We start from the raw sequence: 17,858 nt of genomic DNA, 5'->3' as shown, positions 1-17,858 counted from the left end.
ACAATAAATAATAAAGCTAGAGCTGATAAATTTCTTGCGCAGATTTTGAAAACAAGACCTTGACAAACTTGAATAACCTAAAAATGATTAGTTAAATAGTAAAATTAGACAGCAGGATTTATTATCCTTGCAATCTAATTCAAACTATTTCTGTTTATTTACTTTCTCATATACACAAATCCTGCAAGCAGCCCGATAATACAGTAAATCCATTCAAACCCAGGAATGCCTGCGATTTTTTCCTTTTTCCCTGGAGCGTGTTCAGCATCTGCTGTTATATTCGGCGTATGATATTCTGGATTTTTAGTTTCAGGCTCAGACAGAATTTCAAATGAATGTTCTTTTGCTATGAGCTTGCCTGTTATTGCAAAAGGTGAAAATCCAGGGGTTTCGGCTGTGAAATACAGGTATCTGTTATCTTCTCTAAGCAAGATAGCTGGAAGTTCACTCCATTTTTTGTCATCGTACCTATTAAGGGAAATTGAAGTCTTGTCAATGCCTTTCTCCTGAATCCAGGATTTGTCAACTTTGAAACATATGACTGCATTTTCGAAATTTTCTTCATCACTTCCATATCCACCATTTCCTACCCAGATATTAAAGTAATCGCAGACTTCGCCTTCGGGTGCGTTGGGTGTAAGCGTGGATTTATCTTTCAACATCTCAACAATAGTCGTTGTCCTGCCAGCCGTCTTCTTTGCATCAAAGTTTAAATAAACAATAGCAGTAACGTTCCTTTGGAACTCAAACCTTACAGGCTTTCCGCCTGTAATGTAAGCCTGGGAAAGTTCCTTTACTTTTATATTCTTTGCAGGTTCAGGGGAACCACTCCCCCATCCGCCTGAACTGCTTCTCCCTCCGCCTGAATTATCACTTCCAAATGCTGTTATTGTAGCCGTTTTTGAAGAGCTTCCATCGATATTACTAACTATCAGGTTAACGTTGTAGGTTCCTGCTGAAAAATATGTATTCACTGGATTTTGCTCGAATGAAGCATTTCCATCTCCAAAATCCCATCTCCATGCAGTCGGAGATCCTGTACTGGTGTCATTAAACTGAACCGTTAATGGAATAACTCCGTTCGTTACATTTGAGCAGAAATTAGATGAAGGGGGTTGTGGCAATACTGTTATGTAATCTACTTTCTTTATAGAGTTCGATCCTATTCTGTTTGCTACGGTCAAAGTAACTGAATAGTTTCCAGCTTTCGAATACTCATGAGTCGGGTTCTGGATCGCTGACTTATTTCCGTCCCCGAAATCCCATGACCAGGTTTCCGGAAGTCCTGTTGATGTATCATTGAAAGTCACAGTCAAAGGCCTGGGTCCTGTTGTGCAATTACTGGTGAAATCTGGGACCGGAGCAGCAGCCTGCACAACCGTGATTTTCTTGAGCATGGAATCTGTGGAAACGTCATTTGCTACCGTTAGATTAGATGTGTAAATACCAGGTGATATATGTGTGAGTAACATTTGTAACACTGCTTGCAGGCGAATTGTCCCCGAAATCAAGAAGTCCGGTTGTATGGTTTTTACTGTAATCTGTAAACGTCACATTTTCCCCGGCAAATATTCGATTTTTAGAGACAGTGAAATTTGCAGTCACATTAGAAAACCTAGGCACCTGTTTCCAGGATGAGTTTCCAAGATCTCCCATACGATAAAATACTCCACCATTTTGACAGGTATAGTTCAGGATTGATTCCAGCCTTGCAGTTGAGACCTGGTATGGTCCGGTGACATTTGGAGTAATCGCATGCCCAAACAGTACTAGCACGCTTCCAGTTTTTATTGCATAGTCTATTCCGTTTTCTATAGACGGCAGGCTGGCACCAACAGCTTGGTCGTCAATCTCTACGCCATACAGAAGCTGAGTATCATCCCAATTATAGTAAGCTTCTGTTGTTTCATTTATATTGCCGTTTACTAACGTGGGGGTTCTCGTCCTTATTGTCCGGAAATAAGGAGCTATTGATGCATCAGTAACTGCATTTCTGCTAGAATAGGGATATGCGAAGGAGTAAACCGGATAGCCATAACGAGTGATTTCTACGATATTAGGGAATATCTCCTGATCTAACCATGTTGCAGGAGTATTATTACTTAAAAATCTAACTGAGTCTTTGTGATTGTACCCGTGCAGAGCTATTTCCCATCCTGCCGAATGTAGCGCGTCCAGTTCTTCTAACTCACGGGCAGCCTCAGCCCGAGTACTTATAGCATTTACATTAATTGTGCACGTGGCATTATACTTCTGGAAAATTTCTAAATATCGATAACAGGATTGAATATGCCCTGAATCGTCCCAGGATAGAGCAATGCCTCCTGGTCTCAAATGCTGTATACTGCGGAGGTCTTTTGCGTATAAATCTAATATCTCTGACGAATTTAGTGTTCGGTTATATAAATGAAAAGCATATACTGTACCGTTTAGCCCGTATGTATTGTCGGAGGAGGACCCTATTGTCCAGTTCTCCGTTATATAGCTCGGACCTAAAGCCGCTGCTGCATAATCTACCCCTAGCCCGTTAGCAAGTCCATTGAGGTATAATTGAGCATGAGACCCATCATATGTGACAATAGCTTCATAATCTTTGTTGGGCTGTATGCGGGTTCCACTTCTGGCGTGAATAGTATGACCATCGGCATAAACACTATATGTCAGCATAGAATTTGTATGGTCAATGCTGATCCTGAACGCAGTATTTCCTCTGGAAACCAGATATGTATTGCCAGCCGGGTTGCTGGAATTATAACGGAAGAATACCCCAAATGTAATATGCGGATCGGTAAATGCCAGTTGATCATCGTTGGGTATTGTTATTCTGCTTTGTCCGTTGAAATGTCTGGCTGTCCCCCCAGTTGGCAAAGTAAAGGTTGTAGTGCCATTGTTTATTCCGTTATTCCCATGCCCCGAATTGTCAATTATGGTATTTCCATTATCTGCAGTCCAGTTGTAATGTACAAGTTGGTCTGTATTTGCATGCGCATTGCCAACCAGACTTATTAAAAATATAATAAATAATATATATTTTATACATGTTTTAAGAATATGGTACCCCATTGTCAGACCCCTTTTTTAATGAAGACAATACTAATTTTTTCCTCTTTATCAGGGTCTAAAACCTCTTTTTCTCACTGTGGCGCAAAGCCTCCATGTTCAATCAACAAGCAAGAATTTTTTCTTTTTAACTGGTTACGACTTATTTTTTATTTTCCTACTGTTCCTTATACGAGCATTTTGGGAAGTTGACCCGGTTAATAAACAGTATAAATATTATTAATTAGAGTTATTATAAATTACTGATATTTGTAATTAAGTTAACTGCGCCTTTAATGCTCTGAACAAATGGTCTCACTAAAAAATCAGCATGATTTTGTTGGATATACAATAGAAAAAATTATATACTCTCAGGTAAGAGCACTTGCATTAAGCTGGCTAATGTTATTATAACTGCTGCCAACAGAAAAACATGAAAAATCCGTTCAGTGAGCTTGGTAGGATAAAAAACGAGGACATTAGTACAATTTAGTTTTTAATTGTGAGATGTTTCGCAATAAAAATATTTAACTTGCTTAATGGGGAAATTTATTTGGATAGAAAAGTTCTTCGTAATACTGTCATATTTATTATTCTTGTTCTTCTCAGTGGCTGGATAGGTGTTCTTGTAGACTCTATTCTTCCCGAGCAACCAGATGACAATTCTCTTGGCATGGGGATATGGCTGGTATTGCCCATGTTGATTGCAGTTGTAATCACTATCTTCTCAAAGGGCAGCTGGAAAGATTTTGGTTTCAAGCCTAATATCAAAGGAAACATAAAATGGTACTTGATTGCTGTTTTGATTTTTCCTGTTGTAACAGCATTCGTTCTGATAATCGGAGTTACAGCAAAGTGGATTGACTTATCGACTTTCGACCTCAGGACTCTAACCATAGTTTTTTCCAGTACACTATTATTTAATTTCTTTAAAAATATTTTTGACGGCGCCCCTTTACATAGTTATCTAACTTCTCAACTAATAAAATTAAATCAAAACGATTGGAAAATATATCTCATTGTTGGCGGTACCTGGGGAACCTGGCATCTTCCATATTATCTTGTCTTTTTACCTGAAACCGATCTCCAGGCAGTATTACCGGGCAGCCGAGCTGTAATTCCCGTTTTCATGATTATGATAATTGTATGCTGGGCAGTGATGTTTATTGAGCTTTTCAGGGTAACAAAATCGATTTGGTCGGGCGTTGTGTTGCATATGGTAGAGGATTCGCTAATAAATCCTTTAGTTATATCAGGTTTCATCAGTATTGCAGCAGGAAAAGAAATTCTTATTTCCCCAATAGCCGGAATTATCACTACAATTCTTTATTTGTTAATCGGACTTGGGATAAGAACTTATAGATTACAGGCAAGCAGAATGCCTCTAGTTGATGGAGAATCAGTGAATAAAAATCAGTCAATGGATAATAATATTTGAATACAAAATCAGTTAATTGATAATAATATTTGCTAATACATAATTCTCAATTCCTGGAAAATTCATCTTTCCCCAAAGCCAGGCTTTTAGCCTTCGTGCGGGCTGTTTCAGCCTTTGCTTTGGCTCCCTTGCTCTCCCACAGAGCAGCTGCGATCTTAAAAGCGTTTTCCGCACCCTTCGGGTTATCAAGCTTCAGAAAAACCCTTCCTTTTTCATACCAGGCGTCTGGAAAATCCGGTTTCTGTCGGGTTGCTTTTTCAAATGCGTGCAGGGCTGCTTTTTCCGAGCCGGTCTCGAAAAGTACTTTTCCCCTGAGATGCCAGGCTTCTGCATTCCCGGGCTTCTCTTCAAGAGCTTTCTCAAAAGCCTCCCCGGATTTCTCAAGCTCTCCGAGCTTTAAATGCAGTTTGCCTTTCTCGAACCAGATGCCTGCATCCTCAGGATTCTTTTCCAGAGCTTTTTCAGATTCTCTTAACTCTTCTTCACACTGGCGCATCCGGGCAAGCACGGCGTCTTTTCCTTCCAAGGCGTTTTTCTGTACCGGATTCAGGAGGATAGATTTCTCGAAAGCATCAAGTGCCTGCCTGAAACGCTCGAGCTTCAAGAATACAAATCCCTTATTGGTCCAGAGACCCGGATGATTCGGATTTATCAGTGAAGCTCTTTCAAATGTCTCAAGAGCTTCTTCATAGCGTTTGAGTTTCAACAGGGTATTTCCTTTATGAAAAAGGGCTGGAAAATGCCTGGGATTTTCGGAAAGAATCGTATCGAAAGCCTCAAGTGCGAGCCTGAGCCTGCCCTGCCTGTAAAGAGCCACTCCTTCCTCATAGAGACTTTCTGTGCGTTCCTGGCAGCTTTCTCCCGGAGTTTCGTCTTCAGGGCGATTTTTCCAAAGCCTGGTTTCCGAAAGGTACCTGAAATCTGGTGATTCTTCAGAGCCAGGCCTGACATCAAGGTATATAAATTCCTCTTTCGGCATAAAAGCCTTGCAAATCCATTCAGGCTTAACTTTCCTGTTTCTAATAACACAGTATCCGTTAACATGCTTGGAACAGATCCCACAGCAGTAAATTCGCCTTTCCAGCCGATACCTGATCTGTTCAAGCTCCGTAGTAACCAGCCCCTCGTTAAGCCGTATTTTAAATGTCTCGTATGGAATATTTTTTATTTTGATATAGACTGTTGAAGGGGCAGGGGGGTCCCATTCGGGGGAATTTAAGGGTTGTTTTCTGTAAATCATATCCTGGCAGATCTTCTACTTACTTATGTTTTTTATTGGAATTATGTATCTAAATTTCCGGCATCCCGCAGGTTATATATTTAGCATAGGTTATATAACCATACTGGGCAAAATTTTTAATATTGCTTATGTATCTGGGTTCATGTGTAGTTAAAATTCCACCAGCTGCTTTTCTCACTTTCCTGACCATCAGAACCGACAGCCCATACACGCCAGCGCCCCTGTGCCTTAAACTGAGGTTCAAATGAATAGCTCGTTCCTGTTATGCCGGATTCTATCCTGGATCCGGTTGATTCCGAAAGCCATAAACCGGAACTCGGATCATTTTCATCGATTTCTACCGTATAGCTTATCGCGCCTGGAACAGGTTTCCATTCCAGTGTAATCCCTGATGTAGAATCGTCAAATACGGTACCATCAGCAGGCGAAAGTTGCTCTGGTTTTGAAATGAACTCAGGAGAGGGCGTAGAAACCTGTTCCTCAGAAGCAGGTGCAGAAGCCTTCTGTACAGATACGACTCTGGTTGCATCCACACTCCCAAATTCATTTGTGGCTGTCAGGGTATAAGTCGTGGTTTCACCAGGGGAGATACGCTGGCTTCCAGTGGGACCTACAGTACCTATTTCGGGATATATTGAAACTCTCGAAGCCCTGGATACACTCCATGTTAGAACTGAATTTTCTCCCTGCCTGATAGCATCTGGAACTGCATTAAAAGAGTCTATGGATGGCAGGTTTTCTTGAGATTCCCGATTTTCCTGAGATCCTGCATTTACTTGAGAAACAGAGTTCTCTACTGGTACTGGATTTTCTGATGATGGGTTCTCTCCAGGCGCCGGACTTTTCTCAGATGCCGAATTTTCTTGAGGCGCTGTATCTTTCTGAGGGGTCAGGCTTTCCTCCGAAGATGGAAGCTCTGAAGACGGGACATTCTCGGAGGATGAAGCGTTTTCCTCAACAGCAATGGTGCAGTAAGCAACATCTTCTTTATCCCCGTTTGAGGCTGTAAGCTTGTATGTAGTGGTACTGGCAGGGGTTACGTTCAGTGTCCCTGTAGGTTCAGTAACTCCGATATCAGGCTCTATGGTAACATTTGAAACCCCGGTAACGTGCCAGTTCAGGACTGCACTTTCGCCCTGTTTGATGGAATCGGGATTTGAATCAAATGAGTTAATGATTAAGGGCTCTTCCGAGCCATTACTAACCGTGACCGTACACATAGCCACTTTTTCCTTTTCTTTATCGGTAGCTGTCAATTTATAAGCTGTAGTTTCTGAAGGGGATACAGATACGGATCCATTCGAACTTACAGGACCTATATCAGGCTCTATTGTGATATTGTCCGCTCCTGATACTTCCCAGCTCAAAACTGAAGATCCACCAGGCTCGATAATTTCTGGGTCTGCATTAAAACTGCTGATTTCTAGCGCAGCTGCGGGGAAAAGCGCCTTAAGAGCAATGGCTATGCTCAGAATTGTAGCAACTAATCTTATCGCTTCTGGCAATGAGGACCATATGTATTTTACACGATCCCACATTGATTTTTTACTGTCTTCTTTATCCATAACCACACTCCACACAAACTGTAAATTAGAACTAACCATACCGCTAGCAGGTTGGAATGTTTTTCAGGAAAGTTCGCCTGAAAAGCTAGGTTAAACACTGGTTTCTTTTTTGGATTGCAGTTAAAATATATCTCGTAGTTTAATAGTATAATATATATTAATTTTGGGATATATTTTCAGAAAGTTAAAAAGAAAAAACCCGAGGGTCAAGCTATTTATATGCTCTGTCTAATAGTATTATTTTGAATGGAATTATAATAGGTGAATTATAGAGGCATATAATAGGCGAATTATAGAGGCGATTACACGAACGTTCACTGCAAGCAAAAACACGGTGTTCCTGCCCTATTTTCTTTTTTCGTCCCGGGTCTGGGTCAGCTTGTAAAGGGCGATGTAGCCAAGGCTTTTGGCATCTGGGGAGCCCTGATAATCTGTGCATTTATGAGCATTGTAGGAATTGGATTACTGATGGGTCTCGTTGTGTGGATTGCACAGGTATACGATGCTTATAATGCATGAAAAACAGGTAATGCGTGAGGAAACAAGTTAACAGGTCAAGAAAGTCGTTTTACAGGGGATTTTTTTAAAGGAGAGTGATTTTTCAAGTTAATTGCTCAAATTACTTCAAGAAGTTAATTACTCAAATTGTTTGAATTACTAAAATTGTTTGAATTACTAAAATTACTTATATTTCACTCCTATTAAGCGTTTAAAAAGGTAAGCTCTATGAACTATTACTGCAAGAAAACACACGGAATTCCAGCTTTATTTTCTTTTTTCATTCCTGGGCTTGGTCAGCTTGTAAAAGGAGATTTGCTCAAGGCGTTGGGCATCTGGATAGCCTTTGTCGTTACCAGCGCCTTGCACATTTTCGGGATTGGATATTTAATATGGCTGATTATATGGGTCTGGCAGCTTTATGATGCCTACAATGCCTGAATAAAAAGATTGAATGACACTAGAATAGAATAGAATAGAATAGAATAGAATAGAATAGAATAGAATAGAATAAGATCAATATCTTCGTACCATTTCAGCCTGCCATTCCGTTTCAGGCCATCCTCTGAAACCCCTTGATTTGTTTATCCTGTCTAGGTAATCTATTACTTCATCCGCTGGAAAACCAAGATCTCTGAGCACACACCCAATCACCGTGCCAGTCCTGCCTATCCCGCCCACGCAGTGGACAACAACACCTTTTCCTGCATCCATTTCTCTTCTTACAACACCAGCTGCTTTTCTGACAAGCCGTTCCAGCGTATCAGGATCATACGGAGCATTACCATAGTGCAGGTCTTCCAGTTCCTCAGAAAAAAGTACTTTGAGAGGATAGGGGTCATAAGATACCTCAGAATCACAGAGACATACAACGCCTGAGAAACCCGCATCACCTATTTTCTCCCAGGGGGTGCGCACGGCTGGATAGGACATGCCAGCCAGAAGTGCAGGTTCTTTGAGCACGACATAGAAATTCAGGGGAATTCGGATGCCTTCGATTATGGGCATTGCGAGGGGAGTAAGTAATGAGGATGACATGAGAAGAATATTGGGTTTGGAGATATAAAATTTAATTAGTCAGGTTAGAAGATCTGAGGAAGAAAAGAGCTCAAAACGTTAGAATATTAAAATTGGGTTCTTTCCATTTACTCATTGAACAATTTATCTACGCATTCTTCCAGTTCCTTAAATGCAGAAGACACAAATATACGGGCAATCCAGGTCACCAATCTTACGGCTAATTTTTCTAGAAACAGATTAAAACACTAGAAGTTAAAATTTTGAATTAATTTGATTTTCTAAAATAAAAAATCACTCAACTACTTATAATTCCTTATCCCATACCTTTTAATATTCCCACTACCGTAACTATGAAAACTATTCATGCCAATCATCTTCAGGTGACTTTATCAATGTATTCTGACCGAATCAATGCATTACCCCCATACCTTTTTGAGGCTATAGACGAAGCTAGGGACGAATTAATTGCCAGGGGAGTTGACGTGATCGACCTTGGCGTGGGAGACCCTGACATGCCGACGCATCCGCATATTGTAGAGGCTATGCGGGAGGCTGTTTGTGATCCGAAAACGCACCAGTATCCTTCTTATGCCGGAATGGCGGATTTCAGGAAGGCGGCAGCGGACTGGTGTAAGAAATATAAGGGAATTGAGCTCGAACCTGCCACTGAAGTGCTTTCCCTTATAGGGTCAAAGGAAGCGGTTGCACACATTCCGCTTGCTTTTGTCAATCCGGGGGATGTTGTGCTTTATACCGATCCGGGGTATCCGGTTTATAAAATAGGGGCGCTTTTTGCCGGTGGAGAGCCGTATCCACTGCCGCTGACTGCCGAGAATGATTTCCTGCCTGACCTGGACTCGATTCCGGAGGACGTCCTTAAAAGGGCAAAGCTGTTTTTCTTCAATTATCCAAACAACCCGACGGCTGCAACTGCGGACATGCAGTTCTTTGAAAAGGTTGTTGAGTTCTGCAAAAAGCACAATATCATCGCCGTGCACGACAATGCTTACTGCCAGATTACTTATGATGGGTACGAAGCCCCCTCTTTCCTTGCTGCTGATGGGGCAATGGATATTGGTATGGAACTCTATTCGCATTCCAAAACCTATAATATGACAGGCTGGAGGCTCGGATTTGCGGTTGGAAATAAGGATCTTATAAAGGGGCTCGGTAAGGTAAAATCCAATGTGGATTCAGGCGTCTTTGATGCCATCCAGATAGCAGGCATTGCAGCTCTGTCCTCCTCCCAGGCCTGTGTTGAAGAATCAAATAAAATCTATAAGGAAAGGCGCGATGCTCTTATCGAAGGGCTCAGGGCTATGGGGATTGAGGTAAAGCCTCCAAAAGCCACTTTCTACATCTGGGCACCTGTCCCGAAGGGCTTTACCTCAATGAGCTTTGCTAAACTCCTTCTTGAAGAAGTCGGAATCGTTGCAACCCCTGGAGTCGGGTTTGGAGATGCCGGCGAAGGCTACATCAGGTTTGCCCTTACAAAACCGGTCGAGAGGATTAAAGAAGCTGTCGAAAGGATGAAAACTCTGCAGTTCTAACTGCTGAGTTTAAAAGATTTTAAAAAATAGCTCTGGCCAGACATATGGAATACATGGCCAGAAAATTTCCTTTTTATAAGTGTACCTTCTCTCTTACCTTCTTTTTCTTAAACTCTGAAACATTCTAAAAGGCTTTAATCATCTTTATAAGAGCTTAGAAGCCTTTAAAACTCTCATTTTCTATCAAAAAATATATTTTTCCCGGTTATACTGAGTGGAATTCCAAAAACGACATCTGCATCCATCAAGCGCGCCGTCCTTGCAGCTGCGCCAATCGAATACATAACCCTGTTGTCTATACAGAGGTCTTTAGCTTTTGCAGCTGCTGCACCGATTGCAATTCCAAGATCCACATATTTGAGCATGCAGTTAGGACCCCTGAACTCCACTTCTACTTTCTGCTGGTCCAGCATCTCGGCACAGGTTTTAAATCCGCAGGCTCCACAATCCAGGCCAGCAGCACCACTGGTTTTAACCCCTATAAGAATTGCAGCCCCAGCATCTCGAAGATTTGCAGCATCTCTTTTCAGAAAAGCAAAACTTGATCCTTTTTCATCTGCAAGCCTTTCCATTTCCGAGGCAAGCCCTTCAATGTCTTCTTTCTCAAGCAGTGCAGTTACAATATCGTCTACTCCCTTGGCTTTGGGTGCAGTCCGTGCAGCCAGGAGTATGCTCTTTGCAAGTTCTTCAAGCACTTCGGATTCAGGATTGAGAATCATGCTCAGATATTGGAGCTATCCGGGTTTAAATATTTCGCAGGTTTTTAACGTCTTTTTTCTCGTTTAAAAGCTAAAAGTATGTCCGTTTGCAGGTGCATACGCATCCACACCGATCTCTTCCAGAATCCATTCTGCAAAAGCTTCGGTTCTATCCCCATGAATTACAAAGACTCTCTCAGCGCCTTTTTTGCAAAAATCCTTCACAACCTTTTTGAGCTCGCTATCTCCGCTGTGGGCGGAAAAGTCATACTTTTCTACCCTGGGCTTCAGAGTAAGGATATCTGCTGTGGTCTCGATAAACCCGTGCTCAAGAGCCAGCCTGCCGTTTGTCCCCTCAACCTGGTAGCCTGTAAGCAAGACTTTTGATCTGGGATCTTTGTAAAGCCGGCTCAGGTAATACAGTACCGGACCTCCATTCAGCATCCCAGCCGTGGTAACAATGACTGAAGGTTCTTTAAGGATCGAGTCCCGCTGATGGTCTTTTACGAGAATAGCATGCTCGAAAGCCCGATCAAGCCGCTTCGGATCCTTCAGATATTCGGGGTACTTTTTAAGTATCTTGTACACATCCCTGCCCATGCCGTCCACATACGCCTGAATTCCGTGAGCATCAAGCAGCATAAGTATTTCCTGCGTCCTGCCTATTGCAAAAGAAGGGATAAGAGCAGTACCTCCCCTATCCACAGTATCCAGTATTGATTCGATGAACCTTTCTTCAGTCTCCTTTCGCGGGACATGTTCCTCCCCGAAATACGTGCTCTCAAGAATAAGCGTATCAGCTTCGGGAAATTCAGCCGCCCCGGGCACTAGCCTTGTTTCCTGAAGGTTGAAATCCCCGGTATAAAACAGGCTCTCCCCGGCTTCGGATTCTAGGAAGATACCAGATGCCCCAGGGATGTGTCCTGCATTGTAAAAGCAAATTCTGTATCCGTGGCTTTTGAAAGGCTTGTTATAGTCTATTCTCTGTGTCCGCCTGCCAAGCTTTTGCAGGTCATCCGGATCAAAAGGCGGTACGCCTGAAAGTGTACTCTCTGCAAGCTTCAGGGTGTCCCTGCCGAGAAGAAAAGTAAACTCTGCCGTCGGCGGGGTCATAAAAACATCGGGATTCTGGTACATCAGGTTGGGCACAGCCCCGCAGTGGTCAAGGTGCCCATGTGAAACAAGCACAACCTTCGGCTCCATGCTATTGAGAGGATATTCCGGGATATCTCCTGCCTTTATCCCATAATCCAGCAGAACCTCCCCATTTACAAGAAACCCCGAACGTCCGACTTCCCTGCATCCGCCTTTAAAAGTAAGCTCCAGAATAAAACCCTCTTAAAATCTATTAAAACTTTACTATAATATCTGATATAATATTTGCTATAATATTTGTTAAATTCTTCTGTGAGCCAGGGATAAGAAATTTTTTTCGTTTGTTCTAGAATCAGAAAATTGTCAAGTAACTTTTCGATTCTCATTCAATCTCTAATCCTCAAATATGTAATTATTTCTAATCTATGATTGACAGAAAAATCACAATAAAATTCATAAAGAATACGGGTAGATACAATGTATTAATTAAAAAAGTTGCAAAGTAAATTTAAGCCCAACTTGCTAGGAGGCGTAATTCCATTTTGAATATTCAGACTTTTTTAATTCTTTATCTTGAGCAAAGAGAAGGTAAATGAATGATAGTAGGGACAAAGTTTAGAGCATATACGTTTCTTGTTGTAGCACTGCTGATGAATACCTTAATTTTACCAGGAACCGCACTAGCAACTGATTCCAGTTCAGATATTTTAGAAAATATAAGTTATGACAAAGATTCTCTTCGTTTTGCCGAAATACTGGATAATTTTGAGACAGTTACTTCAAATCCTGATGTTTTTCTAAACGACGTTGCTGATGGTAAAGTAAAGTTGAAGCTGCTTGGGAAAGAGTTTGATCTGGAACTTGAGAATACTCACATATTAAGTGATGATGCTAAAGTTTTCATAGAGAACGAAACTGGAACTTATATTATACCAGCAGCAAAAATTAATACATACCGTGGAAAAGTTATTGGAGAAGAAAACAGTAGTGCAGGATTTGCTGTATCGGACGAGGTTGTTATCGGACAAATTGAGATAGAGAATATCTGTTATGCAATTGAGCTAACTAACAAAACAGTAGATGGAAAAGTAGTTCTTGTTGTTTATAGTTCTGATGACGTAAAAAAACATGAAAATGAGGAATTCGTTTATTGTGGGGTTGAAGAACAACCATCTCTTAACGGGACTTTCCCGATAAACAGCCATGAAGCAGACTATAATAGTTCAAATAGTATAGAGTATGAGACAGATAGCTCTAATAGGAAGAGTATATTAGACAATATCAAAAATTCAAATGTTAAAGAAAATATTCATGTTGCTGATCTAGAAAACAATACAATAAATGGTTCAACTCAAAAATTGCCGTTTAGAGGCTTTGTACTAGCAATTATTGCAATTACAACTATAGCTTTAACTTTTGAAAAAAGAAAGTATAAGTAATTGAGAAGTTAATCATAAAGTTGATTTAAATCTGATTTAGTTTCTTAGTGTTAACATTACAACTTCTGGGTATAAAATCTCTCTGATTTCATATTATAGAAGTCCACATTTCCATGACCTATTCAGCTAAGGAACCTTTCTATTATGCTTTTCTTTTTTTCTCTATTTTCTGTAAAAGCCGCTCTCCTCCGTCGAGCGTAATAAAAACGACCAGATAAGGCAAATAAGGTTGTACGGATCAAGAATTAAGGTTCAAATTATAATCGGTTGAATTGAAATTCGAATTTATAACCCACTCTGAAAACAGCCAACAGTGAAAAAGCTGACGTCAAAGACTATTTTCACGCGTCTTCAATTGCGCTGCTGTCCTCAACAGTGCCGGTGTCTTTAACTGTGCCGTTACATGAAACCTGCCAGTTTTTAACCTTTTTTACGCTGGTCTTGATTGTTCTTGCAAGTTCTACAGGATCGGCTTCTGCCAGGGCTTCCACGCTTGTAATTCCGGCTTCTTCCAGTTTCCCGGCTGTGGCTTTTCCCACACCTTCGAGATCCTGGATTGATTTCGGGCGCTCTTTTTTCGGCTGCTGAGCCTGCTCTTCCTCTTGGATTTTCTGCCATTCTATGAAATTGCACTGTGGGCAGCCGAGATCCCAGGGACGTTTACCTGAATTGATTATGCGGATATGGTGCAAGCCGTGGGTTTCACACATTTTGTCAATGACCACGATCTGTCCGCTTTTTGGCAGGGGGAGGGAAAAGGTACAGTTTGGATAGTTGCTGCAGCCTATAAAACGGCCTCCTCTTTTTGAACGCCGGATCATAAGTTCGTTTCCACAGCCTGAGCAGATGCCTATAATCTTGTCTTCCCTGAGGCCTGCCTGGAGGGATTCCACGATTTTGTCCCGGTTTTTGTCAAGTTCTGAGAAGACCTGCTTTAACATCTTCCGCGATTCCTCAAGCACCTCAGCCTCTTTGATCTTGCCCTCAGCAATCAGGTCCATGTTTTCTTCAAGCTGCCTTGTCATGTCCGGCTTTGTGATGGCAGGAGAATATTTCTCAAGGGTATCCACTACTGCAAAAGATGTATTCGTGGGCTGTACCGGATTTCCGTGAATGTAAGCTCTGGAATAAAGCTTGCTGATTATCTCGTGCCTGGTGGCTTTTGTCCCAAGCCCCAGCTCCTCCATAATATTGATAAGCTTTCCCTGCCCGTAGCGGCCCGGAGGCTGGGTTTCTTTGTCCAGTATCTCTTTCTTTATAACTTCCAGGGAATCGCCTTCGCGGAGTTCGGGTAAGAGCCTGTCTTCAGGCGCATTGTAAGGATAGTACCATCTCCAGCCCGGCTCTACAAGCCTTGCTCCGTTTGCTCTGAATTCCTCCCCCTGAATATCAAGTTTCAAACGCATGGTTTCCCATTCGCTCGGTCCGGCGAAAGTTGCAAAAAACCGCCTGACTACAAGCTCATAAACCTTCCATTCATCCTCTTTTAAGTCGGTCTTTTTTGCAAGGGAAACCGGAAAAATCGGTGGATGGTCAGTAGTCTCTTTTTTGCCTCGCGTGGGGGAAAGTTCGGCTTTCTCAAGCAGGGCGTTTGCGTATTCTTTAAAAGGACCCTCCCTGAAAATCTCAATCTGGGCTTTCAGGTCAAGGGTATCAGGATAAACCGTATTGTCAGTTCTCGGGTATGAGATATAACCGTTAGTGTAAAGGGATTCGGCTATGCGCATCGCATTTGCGGGACTAAGCCCGATTGAATTAGCTGCGCTTATGAAACCTGTTGTATTGAAAGGAATCGGCGGCTGATCCGTCTTTTTCCCTTTCTCAATTTCTTTTAACTTCGCCTGTTTTCCCAGTTTCTTGAAGACCTTTTCTGCCTCCTTTTTATCCAAGAAGCGGCGGGTTGAGTGCTGAGCTGAAAAAGTCTCTCCTTTAGCATTTTGAAGTTCGACATGGATCTCCCAGTAAGGAGTCGGGACAAAAATATTCCTTTCTTTTTCCCTGTCAACAATAAGAGAAAGCGTAGGCGACTGTACTCTGCCTACCGAGAGAAACATTTTCCCAAGCCTGCCTGCAGCAAGAGAAATGTAGCGGGTGAGAGCTGCACCCCATACAAGGTCTATGACCTGCCTTGAATGGCCTGCATCCGCGAGATTGAAATCTACATTTGTCGGGTTTGAAAAAGCAACTTCTATTGCTTTTGGGGTTATTGCACTGTAGCGGACCCGGTCAAAAGGAACATCTGGATTTACCTTTTTTATAATATTGAGTGCTTCAACTCCTATCAGTTCGCCTTCTCGGTCGTAGTCAGTGGCAATTGTAACCCTGCTTGCCTTTTTTCCCAGGCTTCTCAGGGCAGTTACAATCTTCCGGTTAATAGGAGTTGTTACGATCTCGGCATCAATAAGGGCTTTAGCATCGACCTTCTGCCAGTTATTGTACTCCTTGGGAAAATCTATCCCTACAATATGGCCCGACAATCCTATAACAGCAGTCTCCTGCTTTTTCCCATCGGAGGACACGGTCTCGTACCGGTACACGTCCACTCCGCTGACTCTATCCTTTTTCGGATTCTTTGGAGCCAGAATCGCAGCAATCCTCTTTGCTGCTATATTTTTTTCCGTTACGATAAGGTGCATCTAAAACTCCGGTATACTTTATTTTCTAAGTGATAATTAGTTTACCCCAAAACTCCTGCCAGTCTGAGATAAAGCCTGCCCCTCAATTCATGAAGTTTCCTTTTGTGATATAAATTTTTGGATCGACTCTCAAGATATGCTGTCATCCGTAATTAAAATTAGGCATATAACTCTTTATCACAAGCCTTTTAAAAAAAGGCTTGAGCGAAAATCATTTCTCCATTATAGCCTCTCTTGAGCCCTTTTCCAGTTAATTCCCTTTTAATATCTTGAGCTTTCATGGATTTCTCTCAGGCAATCTTTTCAGTTTTTAAGTTACCTTTAATTAGCCTGAAAGCGAGTTCTACAGCTTCTTCAGGACTCTTCGCTCTGTGAACACCTTTGATTTCCCAGTTTGGTTCAAGCACGACCACAGGCTTTCCCATTTTCAGGCCGAGAGCTATCTCGGAAAGTGTTCCGTATTCCCCACTGACCGCGATCAAAGCATCCGAAGACTGGGCTATGAGCGCGTTTCTGGCATGTCCCATTCCACTGACGACCGCAAGATCTATCCAGGGATTTGCTTCCTCTCTCCGGGTTCCGGGCAGAATTCCAAGAGTTATCCCTCCTTCCTGCTTTGCTCCGTATGCTGCAGCCTCCATAACTCCTCCCAGACCTCCACAGAGTAAAACTGCCCCTCGCTTTGCTACTTCTCTTCCTACCATTTCTGCAAGGAGCCTTGTTTCGCTGCAGCAAGCTCCTGCACCTATAACTCCAATCTGTTTTCTGGTCACTCTTTTCACCGTTTCTCCACCTGGCAGATGTTCTTCAGGGATAATCAAATATAATGACTCTGGATTTCCACAATCTCAGCGCTATTCTTCGCGCTTGCATACTCTTCGAGCGGCTCCTTATTAAGCTCGAGAAAGCTATGTCCCCAGTTAAACTTGGAAAGAACTCTTTCAGCCTGTTCTTTGTACCCCAGGATGTAGAGAGCTGCTGCAAAGGCTTCAGCTGAATTAAGTTTCAAGGGTCTTCCAAAATTCACAGGATTGCCTGCGAGCAGGTAAGGAAGGGCTCTATGCTTAAGGTTCAGCTTTCCAAGCTCGGGAAAAACCTTCTCTACCTCTTCCCAGGAACAATCAAGCACGATTATTCCTTTTCCTGGATCATCGACAGGTGAAAGGGCTTTTTCAGCAGTCGGATCCAGAAGGATCGCCGACCTGGGCAGCCTTGATATCCTATCGTAAAGACGGGCAAGGTCAAAGCGAGCCAGTTTCTTTCCTGTACATTTTTTAGGGTCACACTGCCCGGCATGGTAGATATAAAGGGGAATATCCCGTTGATTAGTCGGTTTCATCTTGATCTTTTGAGATATGGAATTCTACTTAAATGGTTTCCTTATTTACAGTTTTTTCTTGTATCTGCTTCTTTGCATATATGTATCAGAGATTTATCCTTAACTGAACGTTTTTTAGAATTAATCATAAGTTAATTTATATATAATTGTTTATATATCTTTATCTATGCAACCGCTTCGTCTTTAGTAAGGCGTGGAAAGAGATATTTCGGCGTGGGTTATTCAAGGTAGATTATATAAATTACAGTAAACCTCATTGATGAATTAAACAGGGATGAAAGATTGCCTACTTTGTGGGGGA

Annotated in this window: 14 protein-coding genes and 1 pseudogene; 5 read left to right on the top strand and 10 right to left on the bottom strand. The window is 42.1% G+C overall.

Annotated features, from left to right (window positions below):
* Positions 1-158 precede the first annotated feature (158 nt).
* Positions 159-1,472, bottom strand: coding sequence for a PGF-pre-PGF domain-containing protein (locus tag MSTHT_RS14970; protein ID WP_231588170.1), 1,314 nt, complete (start codon positions 1,470-1,472; stop codon positions 159-161).
* On the bottom strand, positions 1,432-3,063 hold the full coding sequence (locus MSTHT_RS14965; protein WP_231588169.1) for a LamG-like jellyroll fold domain-containing protein: 1,632 nt from the start codon (positions 3,061-3,063) through the stop codon (positions 1,432-1,434). The genes MSTHT_RS14970 and MSTHT_RS14965 overlap by 41 nt, the downstream gene beginning before the upstream one ends.
* Before the next feature lie 529 nt (positions 3,064-3,592).
* Between MSTHT_RS14965 and MSTHT_RS03040 the strand changes: the two genes are divergently transcribed.
* Positions 3,593-4,477: a type II CAAX prenyl endopeptidase Rce1 family protein gene (locus MSTHT_RS03040; RefSeq protein WP_048166513.1), complete on the top strand. Its 885-nt coding sequence runs from the start codon at positions 3,593-3,595 to the stop codon at positions 4,475-4,477.
* Positions 4,478-4,523: 46 nt separating this feature from the next.
* On the opposite strand, the gene MSTHT_RS03035 is transcribed toward MSTHT_RS03040, so the two are convergent.
* Positions 4,524-5,717: a tetratricopeptide repeat protein gene (locus MSTHT_RS03035; protein WP_048166512.1), complete on the bottom strand. Its 1,194-nt coding sequence runs from the start codon at positions 5,715-5,717 to the stop codon at positions 4,524-4,526.
* A 140-nt stretch (positions 5,718-5,857) separates the two neighbouring features.
* Positions 5,858-7,282: a hypothetical protein gene (locus MSTHT_RS03030; protein WP_048166511.1), complete on the bottom strand. Its 1,425-nt coding sequence runs from the start codon at positions 7,280-7,282 to the stop codon at positions 5,858-5,860.
* Between the two features lie 321 nt (positions 7,283-7,603).
* Here MSTHT_RS03030 and MSTHT_RS15480 point away from each other — a divergent pair.
* Positions 7,604-7,801 (top strand): annotated as a pseudogene (locus MSTHT_RS15480) (hypothetical protein); the annotation flags it as partial.
* A gap of 207 nt (positions 7,802-8,008) precedes the next feature.
* Entirely contained in the window at positions 8,009-8,221 is a 213-nt protein-coding gene (locus tag MSTHT_RS03025; RefSeq protein WP_048166510.1) for a hypothetical protein, read from the top strand.
* A gap of 75 nt (positions 8,222-8,296) precedes the next feature.
* Here the strand turns inward: MSTHT_RS03025 and MSTHT_RS03020 are convergent, their stop codons facing one another.
* Positions 8,297-8,818, bottom strand: coding sequence for a protein-tyrosine phosphatase family protein (locus MSTHT_RS03020; RefSeq protein WP_181952231.1), 522 nt, complete (start codon positions 8,816-8,818; stop codon positions 8,297-8,299).
* Between the two features lie 374 nt (positions 8,819-9,192).
* On the opposite strand from MSTHT_RS03020, the gene MSTHT_RS03015 reads away from it, so the two are divergent.
* On the top strand, positions 9,193-10,350 hold the full coding sequence (locus MSTHT_RS03015; protein WP_048166508.1) for an LL-diaminopimelate aminotransferase: 1,158 nt from the start codon (positions 9,193-9,195) through the stop codon (positions 10,348-10,350).
* Between the two features lie 173 nt (positions 10,351-10,523).
* Here the strand turns inward: MSTHT_RS03015 and MSTHT_RS03010 are convergent, their stop codons facing one another.
* On the bottom strand, positions 10,524-11,069 hold the full coding sequence (locus MSTHT_RS03010) for a ferredoxin domain-containing protein (RefSeq protein ID WP_048166507.1): 546 nt from the start codon (positions 11,067-11,069) through the stop codon (positions 10,524-10,526).
* Between the two features lie 63 nt (positions 11,070-11,132).
* Complete coding sequence (locus MSTHT_RS03005; protein ID WP_048166506.1) at positions 11,133-12,374, bottom strand: MBL fold metallo-hydrolase; 1,242 nt, start codon at positions 12,372-12,374, stop codon at positions 11,133-11,135.
* 365 nt (positions 12,375-12,739) lie between these two features.
* Here MSTHT_RS03005 and MSTHT_RS02995 point away from each other — a divergent pair, with 365 nt between their 5' ends.
* A complete protein-coding gene (locus MSTHT_RS02995; protein WP_048166504.1) occupies positions 12,740-13,582 on the top strand; it encodes a hypothetical protein in 843 nt (280 codons plus the stop codon).
* A 341-nt stretch (positions 13,583-13,923) separates the two neighbouring features.
* Here MSTHT_RS02995 and MSTHT_RS02990 read toward each other — a convergent pair whose 3' ends face one another.
* The 3 genes from MSTHT_RS02990 to MSTHT_RS02980 all read right to left on the bottom strand — a co-directional run bounded on the left by MSTHT_RS02990 (position 13,924) and on the right by MSTHT_RS02980 (position 17,557).
* Positions 13,924-16,218, bottom strand: coding sequence for a DNA topoisomerase I (locus tag MSTHT_RS02990; RefSeq protein ID WP_048166503.1), 2,295 nt, complete (start codon positions 16,216-16,218; stop codon positions 13,924-13,926).
* Positions 16,219-16,508: 290 nt separating this feature from the next.
* Positions 16,509-17,000, bottom strand: coding sequence for a TIGR00725 family protein (locus MSTHT_RS02985; protein WP_048168335.1), 492 nt, complete (start codon positions 16,998-17,000; stop codon positions 16,509-16,511).
* Between the two features lie 35 nt (positions 17,001-17,035).
* Complete coding sequence (locus MSTHT_RS02980) at positions 17,036-17,557, bottom strand: DUF367 family protein (protein WP_048166502.1); 522 nt, start codon at positions 17,555-17,557, stop codon at positions 17,036-17,038.
* Positions 17,558-17,858 lie beyond the last annotated feature (301 nt).

Source organism: Methanosarcina thermophila TM-1 (assembly GCF_000969885.1).
In the GTDB taxonomy this organism is placed as follows: domain Archaea; phylum Halobacteriota; class Methanosarcinia; order Methanosarcinales; family Methanosarcinaceae; genus Methanosarcina; species Methanosarcina thermophila.
Note: the sequence above shows the minus strand (reverse complement) of the source record. Positions and strands in the feature narration are given on the sequence as shown.

What these genes read in the sequence shown, in the direction of transcription:
- MSTHT_RS03015 (WP_048166508.1), top strand. Translation starts at nt 9,193, where the DNA reads ATGTATTCTGACCGAATCAATGCATTACCCCCATACCTTTTTGAGGCT.
- MSTHT_RS03025 (WP_048166510.1), top strand. Translation starts at nt 8,009, where the DNA reads ATGAACTATTACTGCAAGAAAACACACGGAATTCCAGCTTTATTTTCT.
- MSTHT_RS14965 (WP_231588169.1), bottom strand. Translation starts at nt 3,063, where the DNA reads ATGGGGTACCATATTCTTAAAACATGTATAAAATATATATTATTTATT.
- MSTHT_RS02995 (WP_048166504.1), top strand. Translation starts at nt 12,740, where the DNA reads ATGATAGTAGGGACAAAGTTTAGAGCATATACGTTTCTTGTTGTAGCA.
- MSTHT_RS03035 (WP_048166512.1), bottom strand. Translation starts at nt 5,717, where the DNA reads ATGATTTACAGAAAACAACCCTTAAATTCCCCCGAATGGGACCCCCCT.
- MSTHT_RS14970 (WP_231588170.1), bottom strand. Translation starts at nt 1,472, where the DNA reads ATGTTACTCACACATATATCACCTGGTATTTACACATCTAATCTAACG.
- MSTHT_RS03030 (WP_048166511.1), bottom strand. Translation starts at nt 7,282, where the DNA reads ATGGATAAAGAAGACAGTAAAAAATCAATGTGGGATCGTGTAAAATAC.
- MSTHT_RS02980 (WP_048166502.1), bottom strand. Translation starts at nt 17,557, where the DNA reads ATGAAACCGACTAATCAACGGGATATTCCCCTTTATATCTACCATGCC.
- MSTHT_RS03020 (WP_181952231.1), bottom strand. Translation starts at nt 8,818, where the DNA reads ATGTCATCCTCATTACTTACTCCCCTCGCAATGCCCATAATCGAAGGC.
- MSTHT_RS03010 (WP_048166507.1), bottom strand. Translation starts at nt 11,069, where the DNA reads ATGATTCTCAATCCTGAATCCGAAGTGCTTGAAGAACTTGCAAAGAGC.
- MSTHT_RS02990 (WP_048166503.1), bottom strand. Translation starts at nt 16,218, where the DNA reads ATGCACCTTATCGTAACGGAAAAAAATATAGCAGCAAAGAGGATTGCT.